This is a genomic window from Flagellimonas amoyensis, from assembly GCF_003058265.1.
Lineage (GTDB): Bacteria > Bacteroidota > Bacteroidia > Flavobacteriales > Flavobacteriaceae > Flagellimonas > Flagellimonas amoyensis.
Genome location: NZ_QBUK01000009.1, coordinates 165,930 through 183,330 on the forward strand (window position 1 = coordinate 165,930; position 17,401 = coordinate 183,330).

20 protein-coding genes are annotated in these 17,401 nt (G+C 43.2%); 8 read left to right on the forward strand and 12 right to left on the reverse strand.

The window, feature by feature from the left end:
- Positions 1–133: 133 nt before the first annotated feature.
- The 5 genes from DB398_RS13610 (at position 134) to DB398_RS13630 (ending at position 4,925) form a co-directional block, all read left to right on the forward strand.
- On the forward strand, positions 134–601 hold the full coding sequence (locus tag DB398_RS13610) for a hypothetical protein (protein WP_159076439.1): 468 nt from the start codon (positions 134–136) through the stop codon (positions 599–601).
- A 279-nt stretch (positions 602–880) separates the two neighbouring features.
- A complete protein-coding gene (locus tag DB398_RS13615) occupies positions 881–1,246 on the forward strand; it encodes a BlaI/MecI/CopY family transcriptional regulator (RefSeq protein WP_108424995.1) in 366 nt (121 codons plus the stop codon).
- A 2-nt stretch (positions 1,247–1,248) separates the two neighbouring features.
- Positions 1,249–3,138: a M56 family metallopeptidase gene (locus DB398_RS13620; RefSeq protein WP_108424996.1), complete on the forward strand. Its 1,890-nt coding sequence runs from the start codon at positions 1,249–1,251 to the stop codon at positions 3,136–3,138.
- Positions 3,139–3,246: 108 nt separating this feature from the next.
- Positions 3,247–4,347 carry a DUF4407 domain-containing protein gene (locus DB398_RS13625; RefSeq protein WP_108424997.1) on the forward strand — a complete coding sequence of 367 codons (1,101 nt, stop codon included), beginning with the start codon at positions 3,247–3,249 and terminating at the stop codon, positions 4,345–4,347.
- A gap of 212 nt (positions 4,348–4,559) precedes the next feature.
- A complete protein-coding gene (locus DB398_RS13630) occupies positions 4,560–4,925 on the forward strand; it encodes a hypothetical protein (protein ID WP_108424998.1) in 366 nt (121 codons plus the stop codon).
- 223 nt (positions 4,926–5,148) lie between these two features.
- Here the strand turns inward: DB398_RS13630 and DB398_RS13635 are convergent, their stop codons facing one another.
- The 6 genes from DB398_RS13635 to DB398_RS13660 are packed head-to-tail and all read right to left on the reverse strand — an operon-like array spanning position 5,149 to position 9,415.
- Complete coding sequence (locus DB398_RS13635; RefSeq protein ID WP_108424999.1) at positions 5,149–6,918, reverse strand: MutS-related protein; 1,770 nt, start codon at positions 6,916–6,918, stop codon at positions 5,149–5,151.
- Positions 6,919–6,924: 6 nt separating this feature from the next.
- Positions 6,925–7,284 carry an MmcQ/YjbR family DNA-binding protein gene (locus tag DB398_RS13640; protein ID WP_108425000.1) on the reverse strand — a complete coding sequence of 120 codons (360 nt, stop codon included), beginning with the start codon at positions 7,282–7,284 and terminating at the stop codon, positions 6,925–6,927.
- 2 nt (positions 7,285–7,286) lie between these two features.
- Complete coding sequence (locus tag DB398_RS13645; RefSeq protein WP_108425001.1) at positions 7,287–7,685, reverse strand: Dabb family protein; 399 nt, start codon at positions 7,683–7,685, stop codon at positions 7,287–7,289.
- Positions 7,686–7,690: 5 nt separating this feature from the next.
- Entirely contained in the window at positions 7,691–8,314 is a 624-nt protein-coding gene (locus DB398_RS13650) for a DUF4230 domain-containing protein (RefSeq protein ID WP_108425002.1), read from the reverse strand.
- Complete coding sequence (locus tag DB398_RS13655; RefSeq protein ID WP_108425003.1) at positions 8,307–8,666, reverse strand: DUF4260 domain-containing protein; 360 nt, start codon at positions 8,664–8,666, stop codon at positions 8,307–8,309. Before DB398_RS13655 ends, DB398_RS13650 begins: the two co-directional genes overlap by 8 nt.
- The gene (locus DB398_RS13660) at positions 8,663–9,415 is read right to left on the reverse strand and encodes a cyclase family protein (RefSeq protein WP_108425004.1); all 753 of its coding nucleotides are present in this window, start codon (positions 9,413–9,415) and stop codon (positions 8,663–8,665) included. The genes DB398_RS13655 and DB398_RS13660 overlap by 4 nt, the downstream gene beginning before the upstream one ends.
- Positions 9,416–9,737: 322 nt before the next feature.
- On the opposite strand from DB398_RS13660, the gene DB398_RS13665 reads away from it, so the two are divergent.
- From DB398_RS13665 to DB398_RS13675, 3 genes are all read left to right on the forward strand, one after another.
- Positions 9,738–10,313 carry an outer membrane protein gene (locus tag DB398_RS13665; protein ID WP_108425005.1) on the forward strand — a complete coding sequence of 192 codons (576 nt, stop codon included), beginning with the start codon at positions 9,738–9,740 and terminating at the stop codon, positions 10,311–10,313.
- A 311-nt stretch (positions 10,314–10,624) separates the two neighbouring features.
- Entirely contained in the window at positions 10,625–10,975 is a 351-nt protein-coding gene (locus DB398_RS13670; protein WP_108425006.1) for a type II toxin-antitoxin system RelE/ParE family toxin, read from the forward strand.
- Between the two features lie 22 nt (positions 10,976–10,997).
- The gene (locus DB398_RS13675; protein WP_108425068.1) at positions 10,998–11,309 is read left to right on the forward strand and encodes a helix-turn-helix domain-containing protein; all 312 of its coding nucleotides are present in this window, start codon (positions 10,998–11,000) and stop codon (positions 11,307–11,309) included.
- 61 nt (positions 11,310–11,370) lie between these two features.
- On the opposite strand, the gene hemW is transcribed toward DB398_RS13675, so the two are convergent.
- From hemW to DB398_RS13705, 6 genes are read right to left on the reverse strand one after another with little or no spacing between them, the layout of a single operon-like run.
- Entirely contained in the window at positions 11,371–12,498 is a 1,128-nt protein-coding gene (gene hemW, locus DB398_RS13680; RefSeq protein WP_108425007.1) for a radical SAM family heme chaperone HemW, read from the reverse strand.
- Positions 12,499–12,500: 2 nt separating this feature from the next.
- Entirely contained in the window at positions 12,501–13,052 is a 552-nt protein-coding gene (gene ruvC / locus DB398_RS13685) for a crossover junction endodeoxyribonuclease RuvC (protein ID WP_108425008.1), read from the reverse strand.
- A gap of 3 nt (positions 13,053–13,055) precedes the next feature.
- The gene (locus DB398_RS13690; RefSeq protein ID WP_108425009.1) at positions 13,056–13,535 is read right to left on the reverse strand and encodes a hypothetical protein; all 480 of its coding nucleotides are present in this window, start codon (positions 13,533–13,535) and stop codon (positions 13,056–13,058) included.
- A 44-nt stretch (positions 13,536–13,579) separates the two neighbouring features.
- Entirely contained in the window at positions 13,580–14,728 is a 1,149-nt protein-coding gene (locus DB398_RS13695; protein WP_108425010.1) for a tetratricopeptide repeat protein, read from the reverse strand.
- 23 nt (positions 14,729–14,751) lie between these two features.
- Entirely contained in the window at positions 14,752–16,899 is a 2,148-nt protein-coding gene (locus tag DB398_RS13700) for a M56 family metallopeptidase (protein WP_108425011.1), read from the reverse strand.
- Positions 16,896–17,258, reverse strand: a complete 363-nt coding sequence (locus tag DB398_RS13705; RefSeq protein ID WP_072878020.1) for a BlaI/MecI/CopY family transcriptional regulator — start codon at positions 17,256–17,258, stop codon at positions 16,896–16,898. The genes DB398_RS13700 and DB398_RS13705 overlap by 4 nt, the downstream gene beginning before the upstream one ends.
- Positions 17,259–17,401: the final 143 nt, after the last annotated feature.

Consider the following 17,401-nt stretch of genomic DNA (forward strand, 5'->3'; position numbering starts at 1 on the left):
CCCATTATTCATTTTAACAAACTCTACATTTGTAGAATTAAAATATTTGTTCTATGTTTGTAGAGCAAAATTGTAGGCGGTTTAAAAAAATCACTGAAAACAATAAGAAAAACATCAAATCAAAAGCGAAATAATGGTCCGACAAATTTTAAAAATGTTTGTTTCCCTGTGCTTGATGTTAGCAATCATAAGCTGTAACTCTAATCATGAAGCAGAGGCCAATTCAACTGCAACACCTGATAAGGAAATTATTCCCGACAGTATTGTACAGTTTTTGATTACTTCGGCTTCAACTGATTTTCGTAACCACAAACCACCGACACCTATGAATTTCCGTGATGTAAAAGTTGGTTTTCTTACAGCGTCTAACGATGAAAAAACTTTTGTTCTATGTGGTGAATTTTTATCCCAAGAGGATAATGAGTGGATAGCTTTTACTACTATCAAGACATTGGGATACGAGCAATATATTGGAAAAACGCAATATTGCCAAGACGCAACAATGATTTTGACCGATGAAAACCTAGCTGTTGCACTAAAGGACAATTGGGATACGAGCAATATATTGGAAAAACGCAATATTGCCAAGACGCAACAATGATTTTGACCGATGAAAACCTAGCTGTTGCACTAAAGGACAATTGGGATACGAGCAATATATTGGAAAAACGCAATATTGCCAAGACGCAACAATGATTTTGACCGATGAAAACCTAGCTGTTGCACTAAAGGACAATTGGGATACGAGCAATATATTGGAAAAACGCAATATTGCCAAGACGCAACAATGATTTTGACCGATGAAAACCTAGCTGTTGCACTAAAGGACAAAATGAACGAAAAAAACAATTAAATAACACTTCATAATAAAGTACAAGAGATGCAATTGTCAAAAGCAGAAGAAGAATTGATGAACATTGTTTGGATGTTGAAAAAGGCCTATATGAAAGACCTCTTGGATGCCTATCCGGAACCCAAACCGGCCACCACCACCGTGGCCACCCTTTTAAAACGGATGGCAGACAAAGGCTTTGTGGCATATGAGACCATTGGCAGAAGTAGGGAATACTATCCGCTGGTGAAAAAGCAAGATTATTTTTCCAAACACGTGAACGGGCTCATCAAAAACTTTTTTAACGACAGTGCGAGCCAATTTGCCTCCTTCTTTGCCAAAGAAACGAACTTGAGCAAAGCCGAGTTGGAAGAATTGAAAAAATTGATAGACAACGAAATCAAAAAGAAATAACCATGTTGGTCTTCCTATTAAAATCCACTGCATGCCTTGTCATTTTCCTGTCCTTCTATAAACTGGTACTGGAAAAGGAAAGCATACACCAATTCAAGCGATTCTTTCTGTTGGGTGCATTGATTGCTTCCTTTTTGATTCCGGCCGTGGTCTTTACCGAATACGTGGACGTGCCAGAGCAAATAGTTCTTTCAGCATCCCCTATTGCTGGGGAGATACCGAGCACAGCAACTGAGCAAGTAGTTGCAGAAAAGTCCTATTTTGATTGGGAAATTGGATTGTGGTTGGTCTACAGTATCGGTGTTATCGGATTTGGAATTCGATTTTTAAGAAACCTGACGCAAATTGCATTACGCATCCGAAAAAATCCTAAGTTCAAGGAAAACTTTATCACTAGGGTACTGTTGAGACAATCCCTTCCGCCCCACACCTTCTTTAATTATATCTTTTTAAACCAAAGGCAATTTGAGGAAAAACATATTCCGCAGGAAGTGCTCTTACATGAAGAGACCCATGCCAAACAACGGCATAGTCTGGATATTCTCTTTATTGAAATGGCCCAGGTCATCTTATGGTTCAACCCAATCATCTACCTATTCAAATCGTCCATCAAGCTGAACCACGAATTTTTGGCGGACAGGGCGGTAATCAACGGGAACCATGACCATTCACACTATCAAAATACTATCCTATCGTACTTATCACACGGTAGTTTTGAACAACATCAGTCGACCGGCATTGCCAATGCCATTAATTATTCATCAATCAAAAAACGGTTTACAGTCATGAAAACAAACACATCAAGAAAATCATTTGTATTGAGGAGCCTGCTCGTGCTCCCGCTTACGGCCCTGTTGTTATTTGGGTTTAGTGAAAAACGACAAATTGAAAAATGGGATCCCACGGAGAAAGTTCTGACTTTGGATGGAAACGCTTCCCCTTCCGATCTTAAAACCTACCATGAATTGGCGAAGAAATACAACGCCATCCCCATTGAACAAAGGATCATTCCTTTGGAAGATTTGAAGGAATTGGAGCGCATCTATCGGAAAATGGACGAAACCCAAAAGGAAAACGCACTACCTTTCCCTGAATGTTCTCCAAAAGAAGAAGGCCAAAAAACGATCGAATTCATCGAAATCTTTATCAATAATAACGGTAAGTTAGTATTTCAAAGCAACATTGTTCCTTTGGAGGATTTAAAGGAAATGCTTTCCAAAGTCAACGAACATCTTTCCTTTGATCAACGCAAAAAAGTGGTTCGGTCGGTCATACAAGTAGAAGCCCAAACCCCAAAAAATGTGATTCAACAGGTGGATAAAATCCTCACCGAATATGGCTCTGCCACCATCAACATTGTAGGTCCAGAAACTTCCATGCAATCCAGTGCCACCCGTGGAGAAATGAAGGAATACAACGCCTTGGCCAAAAAGTACAATGCCATGGACCGTAACCATATGGTCATCAAAAAACAGGAAGTGAACCGGTTAAAGGAAATCTATGGCAAAATGTCCAAAAAACAACAGGAAGATGCGGAACCCTTCCCTAATTTTCCACCGCCACCACCAGCACCAGATGCACCTGAACCTGTTCAACATGCACCAGCAACAGAAGCTGCTATTCCTTCGCCTCCTGGAGTAATGCCAGCTCAGGAACCGAATTCCGCACTGCCTGCTCCCCCACCTCCACCAGAGCCCAAATCCCCTTTGGAGCACATCAAGGAAATGGCAGGCAAGGGAGCTACCTTCATGCACAATGGAAAAGAAATAACCGCCAAGGAAGCCATCCGGGTTTTGGAAAACAACAAAAGGATCAATGTCGATTCCAGAGGATCGGATAGTGGCAAACCTATCGTAAAACTCTCCACGGAACCCATTGTCATAGAAAACTAGCCTTCCAAAAAGTCCAATTATGTTAAAAGCCCCTTAATTGGGGCTTTTGATGTAACAATAGTTCCAAAATCACGTTCTAATACCCTATCAATCAAAGAGAACACGAACATGCTACAACGTTTTTTTATTTTTTGCTCCGGAGCCGATACTGAAATCCTAAAAACCTGCTCCAATGGGGAACAGAACAAATATGCCGGAATTGGCGCCACCGTATTCTTCACCGCTGTTATGGCCTTCATTGCCAGCGGGTATGCGCTTTACACGGTGTTTGACAATATCTACACCTCCATCTTTTTTGGGTTAATCTGGGGACTTTTGATCTTCAATCTGGACCGATACATCGTTTCCACCATCAAAAAGAGGGACAATTTTAAAAATGAACTGCTCCAAGCCGCTCCACGTATTGTTTTGGCTTTGATCATTGCCGTGGTCATCTCCAAGCCCTTGGAAATGAAAATCTTTGAGAAGGAAATCAACCAAGTGTTGTTGGAAGAAAAAAATGCCATGACCTTGGACAATAAGGAGCAATTGGCCCTGCAATACACTCCTAAAATAGAAAGCCTCAACCAGGACATTGCCAACCTGAAAGGGGAAATCGCTACCAAAGAAACGGAAACCAACGCGCTGTACGACACCTATATTTCGGAAGCCGAAGGCACCGCAGGGACGGGCCGTTTGGGCAAAGGACCCGTTTACAAGGAAAAACGCGACAAACACGATGCTGCTTTGGCGGAACTCAACACCTTGAAAGAAACCAACGCAGCCAAAATAGCAGGCATCGAAGCCCAAATTGCGGCCTTGGAAGCCGATTACAACACGGCGGTGACCAATTCACAACCCATTATTGATGGTTTTGACGGACTCATGGCCCGCATCAACGCTTTGGGAAAATTACCTTGGTTCCCTTCGTTTTTTATCTTTTTGTTGTTCTTGGCCATCGAAACGGCACCTATCATTGCCAAATTGTTGGCTCCCAAAGGGGAATACGACTTCAAGTTTGAAGAGCAGGAAAGTGTGGTGTCCACTTGGGTGACCCAAAAAGTGGAACAGCGCAAACTGTTGTTGGCCACCGATGGGGAAATCAACGAAAAAATCTACACCGACATCAAGAACGAGGAGGAACTATACCAATACAAAAAGAAGAAAGCCGAGGAGCTATTGCGCTTACAGGCCGATTCCTTTCACAATGTGCAGGTAAAGGGCTTATAGCCAAATTTGAGCCCATAGCCCAATGATCTTACTACCTTATCCATTTAAAAAGGATGTCCATCCATTGGTGATGGAATTTTAACCGGAAAAACCCTAACTTCACTCCTATCTGCCGACAGGCAGGTATCGGTCGATATCATTCACTTTGTACTGAGCGCAGCCGAAGTATTGAAACGAATCATATCTTTAACGTAACCTGCAAGTTCCAAAAAATGAAAATTAGTCTTATTAAAAAAATTTGGGGAATTATAATTGTATTGGTTGCCTTCACTCTTATTTACAATTCAAAATCTAGTTACTATGAAAACAAAGTAGCTTTTTACAATAACAATGTAAACGGAATTATTGTAGACATAAAAGCTGCCAGAGGAACAAAAGTATATTATGGAGAATCGGACTTCTTTTATTTGGAACAATTAGAGGAGAAAGAAATTAAAGTTGGGGATTCGATTGTAAAAAAAGTCGATTCGGAATTGACTGTGTACAGAAAAAATAAAAGTGGACAATTTATCTATCTGACCAAAATAAAAGTACTGAGACCAAAAAGTAGTTACTTTAAATTTTTCTTCGGACTTTAAAATGAATAAAAACCTGTAGGTAACAAAGTGTAAAATAATTGCTTGTTCTCGCCTATTTCTGAAAATCCTTGCAGATTTTCTACTTGGTTTTTATTTGCTAAATTTCGTGCTAAACCACGCAACTAATCATACACAAACCCGATAAGTGTAATTTTTTTTTGGCTTCATATAAATCATTGGCACATCCCCTGTAGCAGAAAATCAAAAAGGATCATTTGGGGCACTAATCCACAATCCCCATTTTTTTCAGAAGGAATGAGGCATTCATGTTCTGGCAAATGCCTTCCTTGAAACGGTAGTCAAAATAGAGTTCCCCGTTCACGATCTGGGCATCAAAATAATGGTTTTCCACCTGGGAAAGCTCATCGGCCAAGGTGCATAGGCTCAAATCGTGGGTGGCAACCAAACCCGTGGCTCCGGAGCGCACCAATTTTTCCACGAATTTTTTGGAGCCTTCTGCCTTGTCCACACTGTTGGTGCCTTTCAAAATTTCATCGAGGACCACAAAGCATTCCCCCTTTTCCAGTTCGTCCACAATGTATTTCAACCGCTTCAACTCCGCATAAAAATACGAGGTTTCATCCGTGAGGGAATCCGAGGAACGCATGCTCGTGAGCAAGCGCACGGGACTGTATTCCACTTCTTTGCCGTTTACGGGCAGTCCCATATTGGCCATCACAATTTGAAGGGAAACGGCCCGAAGGAAGGTACTTTTTCCTGCCATGTTGGCCCCGGTGACGATACAGAACCGACCTTTACCTATGGTAAAATCGTTCAATACGCTTTTTTGGGGATCTACCAAAGGGTGACCCACTTCCTTTGCGCTCAACACCAAATCCTTTTGCACCAAACTTGGATAGCTATGTGTCTGATGGTTAAAGGTATAAGTGGCCAAACTGATGTAGGCATCGAACTGGGCAATGGCGAAAAACCACTCTTCCACCTCCTTCCCGTAAGTAGCGATCCAAGATTCTATGCGATGGGCAAAATACAAACTCCAGAGCAGTAATCCCTGACCGAACATCAACACCAAAAGGTTGTTCTGTTGTTCAAAATTATCAATGCTTTGGCTGAACCTTTTCAACAACTTGGAGGTCTTCTCCCCTTTCACTTCCAATTTTTTCTGAAGATCCTGCAAAAGCTCCGAGGTGAAAGTCTGCCCCTCCAGTTCCGAGATGAGTCGCTGATGTTGCTGGATGGTTTCTTGGGCTTGGGATACATGGGCCGCAAACTTGAGGATGTGCTTGGAAAATCGACCTACGATGCCTATCCCCAAAAAGTACCAAACCAATACCAAACTTTCGGGTATCACTCCCAACAAAGCCAGAACGATCCACAGGATGGAACCCAGCGCAAAAAGTGGTGCCACTATCCCCACCCATTTTGGGGTGAACGGTTGGTGGTTTTTCATCCAGTTGGCCACCACATTGGGAGCTATTTTGGGATTGGTTTCCCCAGCCAGGGAAGAGAAATGTTGGCGCCACTCAGGCAGCTTTGCCAATTCTTGGATGGCTTCCTGCTTTTGGGCGATATCCTTTGGATATCCGTCCAGCAGAAGCCCTGCAAAAACTTCCCGTCCTTGCGGCAAGGTGGTCCGGTTTGCATATTGATAAAAAGAGCCTCTTCCAAAAAGATCGAGGTCCTGTGCATAGGGATGATCCGGTTGTAAAAACTCCTTTCCATCCGGTAAATGATGATAACGGCGGGCCAGGATCTCCAATTCGTTCGTATTGATGTCGATGAGTCTTTGCAGGTAGGCCTTATGACGCTTTACGTCACTAAAGCTCGTCACCAAATACAGAAACAGCCCCATTCCGAAGGGCAACACCACAAATACGATCTTGGTGTCCCAAAGAAAATATCCCGCAAGCGCGAGGACCACGAAAACGGACAAGCGCAGGGTGGCCAGAAGGGACAATCGCTTTTTTGTGCGCTGAAGCGCCTCTTGGTGCCTCTCTTGTTGCGATGTGTAAAAATGCTGTAGATCCTCCATGTAACCTCAGCCCAAATTTTTAAGCTCCTGTTGCAACTTCTTGGTCAATCCGGATACGACCAGATCATAGGAATGGTCCGTCAACTCCACTATCAATTGGGGCGGCAATTGTTCCAAAAACAATGTGTTCCAGTGCGTTTTGCTCATGTGGTAACCCGGGACAATGATGCCATCATAGGTTTCCCGAAGCTCTTCGGAACGTTCTGGGTCACATTTGAGGTTGCATTGGGAAGGCAAACGCTCCAAGGGAACCAAAGCGAACATTTTCCCCATGACCTTGAAGACCAAAGTCTCCGCATCAAAGGGAAATTCCTCGGTCACTCCTTTTTTGGCCAAGCAAAGTTCACGAAACGCTTCAATGTTCATGGTCAGATGCCTTCAGAATCGTACACGATGACCTTCTCCCACAAATCCTTACATTCCTCAATAAAGACCAAATGCGGAGGCTCCGTTTGATAGGCCGCCTGATCTTCCGCAGACTCAAAACTTAAGATCAAAGAGTAGGTAAAGGAGTCATCAACCACATCCCTTGTGGCCTTGGGTGGGGTGCCAATAAACTTGGTCTTGGCATATTGGGAGTTCTCCAAAAACTTCTTCAACGAGGCTTCAAACTTAACCCTATCTGCATGGTTGTTAGGTTCTTTGAACCAAAAATAGACGACATGGGTAAATGTGGGGTCAAAATTATTGTTCATTTCTTTTTTGAATTGTACACAACTGGAGGCACATATGCCCGCCAATAGCAAGATTACGATTTTGATTTTCATGGTTGTTATTCTTCTATGAATTGTTTTTCCCTGTTCGATATGTCCAAAGCGGAGTAGTCCAGTTTCCAACCTATGGTCTCCACGATCTTTTCTACCAAAAGTACGGCTTGCAATGCCTCTTTCCTAGCTGTTTCCATCAATCCGCTTTCGGGAATCTTTTCTTTGATATGGAGCTTGGCCTCTTGGTTGAGCTGGGTCAGGTCCGTGGGCGAAAAACTGTTGAAAATCCCGTTCTTGATGTCGTAAAATTGCAGGTCGGGCTCAATGGACAATACTTCAGGTTGTGGAAAATGGCTCAGGATGATCCGTTTGGTTTCGGTGTCCGCCTTCAGGTCCAACTTGCTCAGATCGTACCCAATATGCGCCTTGGCCTTGATCACGATCAGTGCCTTCTTTTTGCTTTTGAAGAGGCTCATAAAGCTGCCTTTGGTGTTCTCGTAGTGGTAGATCTCGGCAAAATCGCCTTCCACGGAGACCAGCTTGCACACACTCCTGATTTTGTCCAGCAGTACGGTGGACTGGTGCTCGGTAATTTCCTTGCTCCTTTTTTTACGGAAAAGGGAAAAGAACCAATACATCAATATGGCCCCCAAGATCAGTCCCAGAACGGAATCGAATACTTCACCCATTGTCTTTGCCTATTTCCCCCAAGTGGGTAAACTTAAATCCTTTGTCATATTTTAATCCATAGCCCATGGCCCTGTCCAATGCGGAGTGCGAGAACAGGATCACGCCGGCCAACTGGCATAAAGGTATTGAAAAGTAGCTCCCCAAGAGGTATATGATGATCGCCATTCCTTTGTGGTGGAACAAATTGTAGGTAAAGGCCCCTGCCCTATTGCCCAAAAGATAGCCCAGCATACCTATGTCCGGCGCCAAGATCAGGACCAAAAACCACCACCACGCATAGTTCAATTGGTTGAACAGATAAATACCCAATACGAACATCAGCACCTCTTCCAACTTGATGATCGTTTTCATTTTTCTTCGATTTTATAGAGTACGGGGCGGCTGGGGCTGGCATCATTTTCAAAAGGCGCCACCTGAAGGTTTAAAAAATAGGTGCCATCCTTCACTTTGTTCGGCACATAGATCAGTTCCGTGATGGTGGCCTTTTCCCGGGGTTTTCCTTTCATGTTCCAAAAGGCATTATGGCACAAAAGTGCGCCGCCATCCCGTTCCTTGTCCACCGAAGGCAGGTCGATTAGCAAGTGTTCCACTCCTTTTTTCACCAAAAAGTTCACGGCTTCTTCCAGCAAGTAAGGCGGATTGGTATCGGAATAGTTTCGGGAGCGTTTTTCCTTGGTGTTGGGCAGGGTGCGGATGACCACCGCCTCCCTTTTTTTATTGCCCAAAGCGTATTTCAACTGTTTTTCGGAAATGACAAAGTCATCGCCCATTTGTTCAGGGGCCACGGTGATCACTTCGGCCAAAAAGAAGAACTTTTTCAGTTTCTGGTTGATGGAATGGAATGCTTCGGTGATGTGGCCCAAACATTCCGTGTGGGTCACATGCGAATGCGGATTGAACCACACATCGTTGAAATTGGTAGAGGCCCCTTCCGTGACCTTGCCCACAAATCCATCCTCGGTATGGGGTTCCATTTTGGGTGGCCCCAAGTACCAAGCGTTCACATTTTTGTCGCCACCGTGCAGGGCAATGGAAATGTCAAGGGGTCTGGAGAGGTCTATTGTATAGTTTCTGGAATTATGTTTTAGGGTTGCGATCATGTAATTGGACTTGTTGCAGTAATAAACTCATTTCCGTTGAGAAATGCAATAAATTGGAATTTTTTGGTGAAGATTGTCAGTTCGAGTGAAATTCCAAAGGAATTTTGTATCGAGAACGGTTTGCTAAAAATCACTTTCTCTACGCATTTTTTGAAAACTTGAAGCATGCTTATCTAATTCCATCAATTGGAAATGGGGTTACATAAACCCAAAAAGGGCATTCATCAATTTGACCTAGATTTTTTGATAGAATCCAATATCTTCACCCCTGTCAACCGACAGATAGGCATCTTAAAACATTAAGGAAAATAAAAACCAAAAAATGAGAAAAATTTTTACCCTATTATTCATCATTTCAATTACCATTGCTTTTTCTCAAACAAAGAATTTTAGCTTGGAGATAAATTATCCAATGGAGTTTTCAAATGGGAATTCATCTGATTTAACAGGAATTATAAATTCAAAGGTGAAATACAGGTTTTTGAATAGGGAATCATTCAACATTGGGGCTTCTTATTCGATTGATTTATTGACTGGTGAATTAATTTTTCAAAATCAAAGTGAATCATTTACATCACATCATTTCAATTTATTTGGAGAAATTCCACTCAATTCAATCAAAGGATTAATGCCCTTTTTAGGAGTCGGATATTCCACACAAAGTTATTTTAAGACTACAAATATTTACAGTGACGCTGGTCCTGTAATTTCCAATACTGAAAAAGATAATGTTGGAGGATTTAATATAAGCTTTGGCGGAACCTATGACATTTTAAGAAATTTCTTCATTCAAGGCAATTTTCAATTTATAAGATTATATGTTGATAATTTTATTACTGAGGAAAAAATTGGTTTCAATTCAAATCGATTGAAAATTGGGGTTGGATACAGATTTTAAAACGTTTCCCAACAAAAACAAGCGTTATCAAAGGCTAATCTCTATGCGTATAAATCCAGCGAAAGATTGCATAACCAAATCATCGAGGCCAATAAGTACAACTCTTCAAATCAATGGACGGGACTTCCAAAAACTGTTCCAACAAAAACAAATCATTTGCAATACCATCCACCAAAAAAGACAAGTTTTTGGCGGTGGGCAACTTTTCTCCATCAAGAATCAGAGGCAACCGTCTCTAAAGAAACCTCATTGTATTTCATTCTGAAAACACAAAAAAGTAGTCCAATTGGACTACTTTTTATATATTTGCTATGAACAAAAAGCGGGAGCTGTACTTTTTCAAAAATTACTTTGAGGTTTTTTTCGAAATCCAAACTGAAAAGGTAAAAAAGAAAATTATTTGGACCTTAAGGATCATTGAGGAAATTGACCGAATTCCCGAAACCTATTTAAAGCATTTGAAAAACACAACCGGGCTTTATGAAATCAGGGTTCAGGTTGGAAGTAACATTTATAGAATTTTCTGCTTTTTTGATTTGGACAATATTGTCGTTGTCGGCCATGGATTCCACAAGAAAACGCAAAAAACACCTAAACTGCAGATTGAGAGGGCAGAACAAATAAAAAAAGAATATTATGAAACCATCAAAGGTGGTTCGTAAATACCTTCAAAACAAGTGTGACATGGACAAAGCAAAAAATAAAAATCTTAAAAACCTTGACCAATTTATCGATGAAAAAATTGGAAAAAGAGGTACCGTAAAGCGAGAAGAATTTGAAACCGAATATGACGCTTTCAAACTTGGGGTGTTGATCCAACAAGCAAGAGAAGACAAAGGTCTTACGCAAGAACAATTGGCCGAATTGGCGGGAACAAACAAATCCTATATATCAAAATTGGAAAGAAATTTAAAGGACATTCGATTTTCGACCTTGCAAAGAATCATAAACGAAGGACTCGGAGGACATTTGGAGATTTCCATCAAATTTGAATAAAAAAATGCGAGAGCTCCCTTTGTGAGCAACCCATAAAATCAGTGGATGGGTCTGCCCAAAACTACTCCAAAAAAAACAAATCCGCCGCAATACCATCCGCTAAAAACTTGCCTTGTTGGGTAGTTCGTAAAATAGCATCTTCCCAAAACAGCAATTGCTGTTCTGTGAACTTTTCCGATTGTTGTTCCAAATAGTTCGCGTAGTCCGGTCCAAATTCCTTGGCAATCTTCACCTTGGAAACACCCCAAATAGTCCTGAGTCCCGTCATCACATATTCGTTGTACCGGTCGGTCACGGTCAAGGTTTCCTTTTCACTGGGCAAGATCCCTTGTTGGATCTGTTTGATGTAGATGGAATTGTTTCGAATGTTCCAAGCGCGGGAAAGTCCATCATACGAATGCGCGGACGGACCAATGCCCAAATAGGTTTTGCCCTGCCAATAGGCGGTATTGTTCTTGGAAAAATAGCCCGGTTTCCCAAAGTTGGAGATCTCATAGTTTACAAAACCCTGTTCCTCCAATACATCCACCAAAATATGGAACTGCTCCTGTGCCTGACCGTCATCCACTTGGGCCACTGTTCCTTTCTGGATCAATTTTTCCAGTGCGGTTTTGGGTTCTACCGTTAAGGCATAGCTGGAGATATGGGGCAATCCAAAATCCAAGGCTTTTTGGATGTTCGCCTTCCATCGGTCATGACCCATCCCCGGAATACCATAAATCAGGTCGATGGTGATATTATCAAAATGTTTTACGGCTTCCTCGATGCAATGTTCAGCTTCTTGGGCATTGTGGGCGCGGTTCATCAAGGTCAGATCCTCCTCAAAAAAAGATTGGATGCCGATGCTGAGACGGTTGATTGGACTTTTGGATAGTTGGATGATTCGATCACTGGACAAGTCATCCGGATTGGCCTCCAGGGTGATTTCTGCATGGTCCATTACTTTGTAATGGTCATACACGGTTTGGATCAAACGCTCCAATTCCTGTAGTTCCAAAACCGAAGGGGTGCCACCACCAAAATAAATGGTCTCGACAACCTCATCGCCCAACTCGTTTTTGCGCAGTTCCATTTCCCGGACAAAGGCATCCACCATGACATCCTTCTTCTTCATTTGGGTGGAAAAATGAAAATCGCAATAATGGCAAGCTTGTTTGCAAAAAGGGATATGGATGTAGATTCCTGACATGGTTATCCCAATTTATCGGGATTTTGTTTGATGAACGCCTCCCAACCCGTGTAGCTTTTGCCGAGTTCCACCTTCCCCTCGTTGTAAAAATGACAAACGGCTGCGGCCAGTCCATCGGTGCTATCCAAGTTTTTGGGCAAGGTTTTCAGTTTCAGTACACTTTGTAGCATTTTGGCCACCTGTTCCTTGCTGGCATTACCATTACCGGTAATGGCCATTTTGATTTTCTTCGGCATGTACTCGGTAATGGGCACCTGTCTGGAGAGTCCGGCCGCCATGGCCACGCCCTGCGCACGGCCCAGTTTCAGCATGGATTGTACGTTCTTCCCATAAAAAGGGGCCTCTATGGCAATCTCATCGGGGTGGTAAGTATCGATAAGTTCCAAAGTCCGCTCAAAAATGAGTTTGAGCTTGATGTAGGGGTCGTCATACTTTTTCAGCATCAGCTCGTTCATCTGCACAAAGTGCATCTGCTTGTTCACCACTTTGATAATGCCAAAACCCATAACGGTCGTTCCGGGGTCTATTCCCAATATGATCTTTTCTGTAGCCAAATTCTAATGGGTGTTTAGTACCAATGGCAGCCTGAACCGAAGGCCCACCGGATTCCCTCTTTTCAGGGCGGGCGCCACGGTGGTCAGGTCGTTCAATCGCTCGGATATCTTAGTGTTGAAATCCGAGATCTCATTGAGCACGGCGGTTTTTTCCTCCACGTTGATCACGGATATGAAACCATGTTCGTCAATCATAAAATCGATGTACACGGTGTCGTTCAGATCGCTGTCCACTTGGAACTGGAGCCCTGCCAAGGCTTCGGAAAAATAGTCGGCCATCACATTCTGGAAGCATTCCCGTTGTGCTTCCTTGGTCGCCGTTTCGTCACAGCTATCAAAAAGGGGGTATTGGTCCACATCGTTCCAATCAATGGCCATAAGTTCCTCATTGACCAGTTTTTGGGTCTTGTCCTCTTTGGACTCGAACAGCTCGCAGGAAACGAACAATCCCATAAAAATGATCCACAAAACATACTTTTGCATGGCAGCCCCTATAATTTGGCTGAAATTACGATATTTTGAAGAAATCAGTTGCCCGCGTAGTGTATTTCCTCCTTGATCTCCGATATGCGCTTTTGCACACGCTCGGCTATGAAAGGGGCCAGATCGGGGTACATACCCAATAACCTTTCATAATATCCCAACTTTGTTTTGGTGTCTTTGTAGTACTCGTCCGCCAAGATACAGACTTGGTAATAATTGTACGGATTGTCCTTGTTCTCTTCCCAAGCCTTGGTGTAGAGGTCCAGTGCTGTTTTGGTCTTTCCCTGTATGCGCGCTATGCGGCCAAGGTCGGCATATTCTTTGTCAAAGGCTACGGTGCGCTCCTCTATGGATTTTTGGATATAGTATTGGGCACTGTCCAATTGTTGTTCCTTTAGGAACACCTCCCCAAGGCCAGAGTAGGCATCGGCCAAATACTCGGGAAATTTCTTGAGTTGATGATAGGTCTTTTGGGCCTTTTCCAACTTCAAGTCCCGGAGGTAACAATGGGCCAGCTTATTGTAAACAAAAGGTACTTCCTCTCCAAGCTGCAACAATCTTTCAAAATGTGGAGTGGCCATCCCAAACTGTCCGTTGTTGAAAAAGGCCAGTGCTTTCAGATTGATCATGGAAACATCGTCTTCATAGAACCGAAGGCCCATATCCACATACTTGAGCACGGAATCCTTTTCTTTTTTGGATGCAAAAGATCGGGCCAACGAATAGAGGCTCCGCAAATGGGTACTATCTTTTTGAACGGCATTTCTAAAGGCCTCATCTGCCTTTTTTTGGCTGTTCAAGGATTCCCATACCCTGCCCAAGTAATAGTAGTATTCAGGATTTTCCTGTTCTTTGGAGACCAACAAATCGATAGTTGCCAGTGCTAGGTCATATTTTTTGGCCTTGAGGAGCAATTTGCCCAATTCGAAACGGGCAATGTCCAAGTTGGGGTCCATGCCCAGCGTTTCCTGATATTGGACAATGGCCTTATCGTAATTCCCAATGGCATTGTAGGCCCGGGCTATCTGAAGGGACGATGCCGTGTTGTTCTGCTTCGCATAGGCATTGATGGCCGCGGCATAGTTGCCCAAGGCATACAGACTGTCGGCAACGGGCAAAGCCGATGACTGAGCACCGGCTTGGAATGAAAACAAAATCAAACAGCTATACCAAATGGATTTTATTCCCATCATCTACTCTATTTCTAATGACATTGCTATCGGGTTACTTCGATTGTTTTTGTTGGCAGTCCCTTGTATTGAAAACTCAAGACCTGTCCTTTTTCGACCGCAATGGCAAAATTGCCATCAAAATCGGTGACCGCACCTTTTTCAGTACCTTGGATGGATATGTTCACCCCGGGAAGACCGAGTGATTCACTATCCGTGACCTTGCCTTTATAATAACTGGACCCGTTCCCATGCTGTAGCCCTCCGGCCACTTGTATATAATCTTTGGCTTGGCGCGTTGCATCCGATGTTCCACTCGTTTTTCCAGCCAATTTAAAGGTAATGGGTATGGAGAAAGGAACTTCCACTACCTTCCCTTTTTGTTTTCCAGGTTGCATTTGGGGCAAACGTTCTATGATCCGTACCGCCTCATTTTCCAACAATTCATGTGGTCCCCGTTTGCGAATGTCCGTAATGGCCCCATCCTCCCCGATAGTGAAAATCACACTTACCCTACCTTGGATGCCCTGCTCTTGGGCCACTTGGGGATACCTGAAATGTTTGCGAATGTGCTCCTGTACTTTTTCCGTGAAACAGGCTTTTTTATCAGCGGCATCTTCACAACCAGGAAAAATGGGCACTTCCTCCACAACTGCGAAGGGTACTCCTATTCCTCCCTTTTGTGGACTGATCACATCTTCCACATTCCCTTGAAGTCGGAAGGTGATAGGGATGGAAAAGGGAACCTTCACCACCTCTCCGTCCTGTTTTCCAGCTTGCATTTGGGGCAAGCGTTCTATGATCCGTACCGCTTCATTTTCCAATAATTCGTGTGGTCCACGTTTCCTGATACCTGTAATGGTCCCATCTGTATCGATGGTGAAAATTAGGCTCACCCTCCCTTGGATGCCCTGCGCTTGGGCTTCTTCTGGATATCTAAAGTGTTTGCGGATATGTTCCTGTATCTTTTCTTGAAAACAGGTCCTCTTATCCGTTGCATCCTCGCACCCTGGAAAAACGGGCACTTCATCTATCTCTCCAAATGGCACCGAAACGCCATTCTGATTTTGCTTATCTACACTTATACTTTTAATAGCCCCGTTTTCGACCTGCATTTTTATGGATCTTTGTTGTTGGTCCATCATATGGACAATAACACCTGTTTCGCTGTTTTCTGCCAGTTTTTCCATTAACTCATCCCGTGCGCTTTCTTCTTCTGCGGTAAGTGCATCCAAATCCTTCACGTTCAAGGTGTAGGTCTTAAAATCCCCGCTATACCCTACAACCACAATTTCATTCAGAGGTAGAGCTTCCAATTCTTCAATTTTCTTTTCGCTTTCACTCTCGCAGGAAGTATACACCAACATCCCCAAGACCAAGGGCAGCAACAATACATACTTCAACTGCCAAATGGCTTTTGATCGCTTTTTTTGTAACATGACTATTCGTTTTTTGATTAATGACTTATTGAAAAATTGGTTCACAAAACTGATGTGCCGCGTCTTGAACGCTTCGGACAACAGCATTTCAAAGTGTTCCCTTTTGTTGTCTTTCACCGCATGCGCATCGGCAATGAACTCGTGCAGTTCCGCCACACGGGCTTGATACACATAGACCAATGGATTGAACCAGAACACGATCCGGGCCATCTCAAAAAAGAGAAGGTCCAGGGTGTGTTTCTGTTTTACATGCACCAGTTCGTGGGCAATGATCTTGGCCTCTTTTTCCTTTTGGATCTCGGCCCCCATAAAAATGTTCCGGAAGAAGGAAAAGGCCAGACTGCTCCTTTGTACGGTGACCTTTACAAAATCGGGGTACCTAACCACTTTTCCTTGTCGTTTCAGTTTCAGAATCTGCAACAGTTTATACCCAAACCAAAGGGCGGACACGATGCTTCCCACACCCAATACCCAATAATACCATGGAAATGTGGCCCAAAAATTCGATTCTGGTCCCTGTGGGGTCAAGACCACCCCATCCAATTGCGTCAAAAAGACCGTGACACCACCCAATTCCTGGGGCATGCTGGTCCGCAACATTTCCAGTTTGATCCAGGGCAACACCAGCGACAGTAAAAAAGTGACCAAGAGATAAAACCTGTTCCATTGGAAAAAAGTCTCTTTCTTTAGAAAGAGGTCGTAGGTCAACAAAAAGACCAACTGAAAGACGAGTGTTTCCAAGATATAGACGATCATTTTTCCTCGTTTTTGATGTTCTTCATGATCTCTTCCAATTCTTTCAGGCTGATGTCGTTCTTCTTCATAAAAAAGGACACCATGCTGGTGAAGGAGCCTTGGAAATACCCATCGACCAAAGTGTTCAAACGTTGGTTGCTGTACTCCTCCCTTTTCACCAAAGGAAAGTACACATGGCCCTTCCCTACCTTCTCATGGGACACAAAACCTTTGTCTTCCAATATCCTGACAATGGTGGAAACCGTATTGTAGGCTGGTTTGGGTTCGGGCAATTCCTCCAGAATTGCGGCCACATTGGCCTTTTTCAATTCCCAGAGCAATTGCATTACCTCTTCTTCTGCTTTGGTGAGCTGTTTCATTTTTAACTAACTTTTTAGTTCAACACGAAACAAATATAACTAAATATTTAGTTTAAACTAATTTTTTAGTTAAAAAATGGATAAAAAAATCCGCCAGTGTGGTTTTCTGGCGGATAATTGTTTGACTTGAATTCTACTTTTTA

Excerpts from the sequence above, each read along its gene's own strand:
- DB398_RS13675 (WP_108425068.1), top strand. The coding sequence starts at position 10,998 with ATGGACAAAGCAAAAAATAAAAATCTTAAAAACCTTGACCAATTTATC.
- DB398_RS13655 (WP_108425003.1), bottom strand. The coding sequence starts at position 8,666 with ATGAAAACGATCATCAAGTTGGAAGAGGTGCTGATGTTCGTATTGGGT.
- DB398_RS13660 (WP_108425004.1), bottom strand. The coding sequence starts at position 9,415 with ATGATCGCAACCCTAAAACATAATTCCAGAAACTATACAATAGACCTC.
- DB398_RS13700 (WP_108425011.1), bottom strand. The coding sequence starts at position 16,899 with ATGATCGTCTATATCTTGGAAACACTCGTCTTTCAGTTGGTCTTTTTG.
- DB398_RS13615 (WP_108424995.1), top strand. The coding sequence starts at position 881 with ATGCAATTGTCAAAAGCAGAAGAAGAATTGATGAACATTGTTTGGATG.
- DB398_RS13695 (WP_108425010.1), bottom strand. The coding sequence starts at position 14,728 with ATGATGGGAATAAAATCCATTTGGTATAGCTGTTTGATTTTGTTTTCA.
- DB398_RS13645 (WP_108425001.1), bottom strand. The coding sequence starts at position 7,685 with ATGAAAATCAAAATCGTAATCTTGCTATTGGCGGGCATATGTGCCTCC.
- DB398_RS13610 (WP_159076439.1), top strand. The coding sequence starts at position 134 with ATGGTCCGACAAATTTTAAAAATGTTTGTTTCCCTGTGCTTGATGTTA.
- DB398_RS13620 (WP_108424996.1), top strand. The coding sequence starts at position 1,249 with ATGTTGGTCTTCCTATTAAAATCCACTGCATGCCTTGTCATTTTCCTG.
- DB398_RS13665 (WP_108425005.1), top strand. The coding sequence starts at position 9,738 with ATGAGAAAAATTTTTACCCTATTATTCATCATTTCAATTACCATTGCT.
- DB398_RS13705 (WP_072878020.1), bottom strand. The coding sequence starts at position 17,258 with ATGAAACAGCTCACCAAAGCAGAAGAAGAGGTAATGCAATTGCTCTGG.
- hemW (WP_108425007.1), bottom strand. The coding sequence starts at position 12,498 with ATGTCAGGAATCTACATCCATATCCCTTTTTGCAAACAAGCTTGCCAT.
- DB398_RS13690 (WP_108425009.1), bottom strand. The coding sequence starts at position 13,535 with ATGCAAAAGTATGTTTTGTGGATCATTTTTATGGGATTGTTCGTTTCC.
- DB398_RS13630 (WP_108424998.1), top strand. The coding sequence starts at position 4,560 with ATGAAAATTAGTCTTATTAAAAAAATTTGGGGAATTATAATTGTATTG.
- DB398_RS13670 (WP_108425006.1), top strand. The coding sequence starts at position 10,625 with ATGAACAAAAAGCGGGAGCTGTACTTTTTCAAAAATTACTTTGAGGTT.
- DB398_RS13625 (WP_108424997.1), top strand. The coding sequence starts at position 3,247 with ATGCTACAACGTTTTTTTATTTTTTGCTCCGGAGCCGATACTGAAATC.
- DB398_RS13635 (WP_108424999.1), bottom strand. The coding sequence starts at position 6,918 with ATGGAGGATCTACAGCATTTTTACACATCGCAACAAGAGAGGCACCAA.
- DB398_RS13650 (WP_108425002.1), bottom strand. The coding sequence starts at position 8,314 with ATGGGTGAAGTATTCGATTCCGTTCTGGGACTGATCTTGGGGGCCATA.
- DB398_RS13640 (WP_108425000.1), bottom strand. The coding sequence starts at position 7,284 with ATGAACATTGAAGCGTTTCGTGAACTTTGCTTGGCCAAAAAAGGAGTG.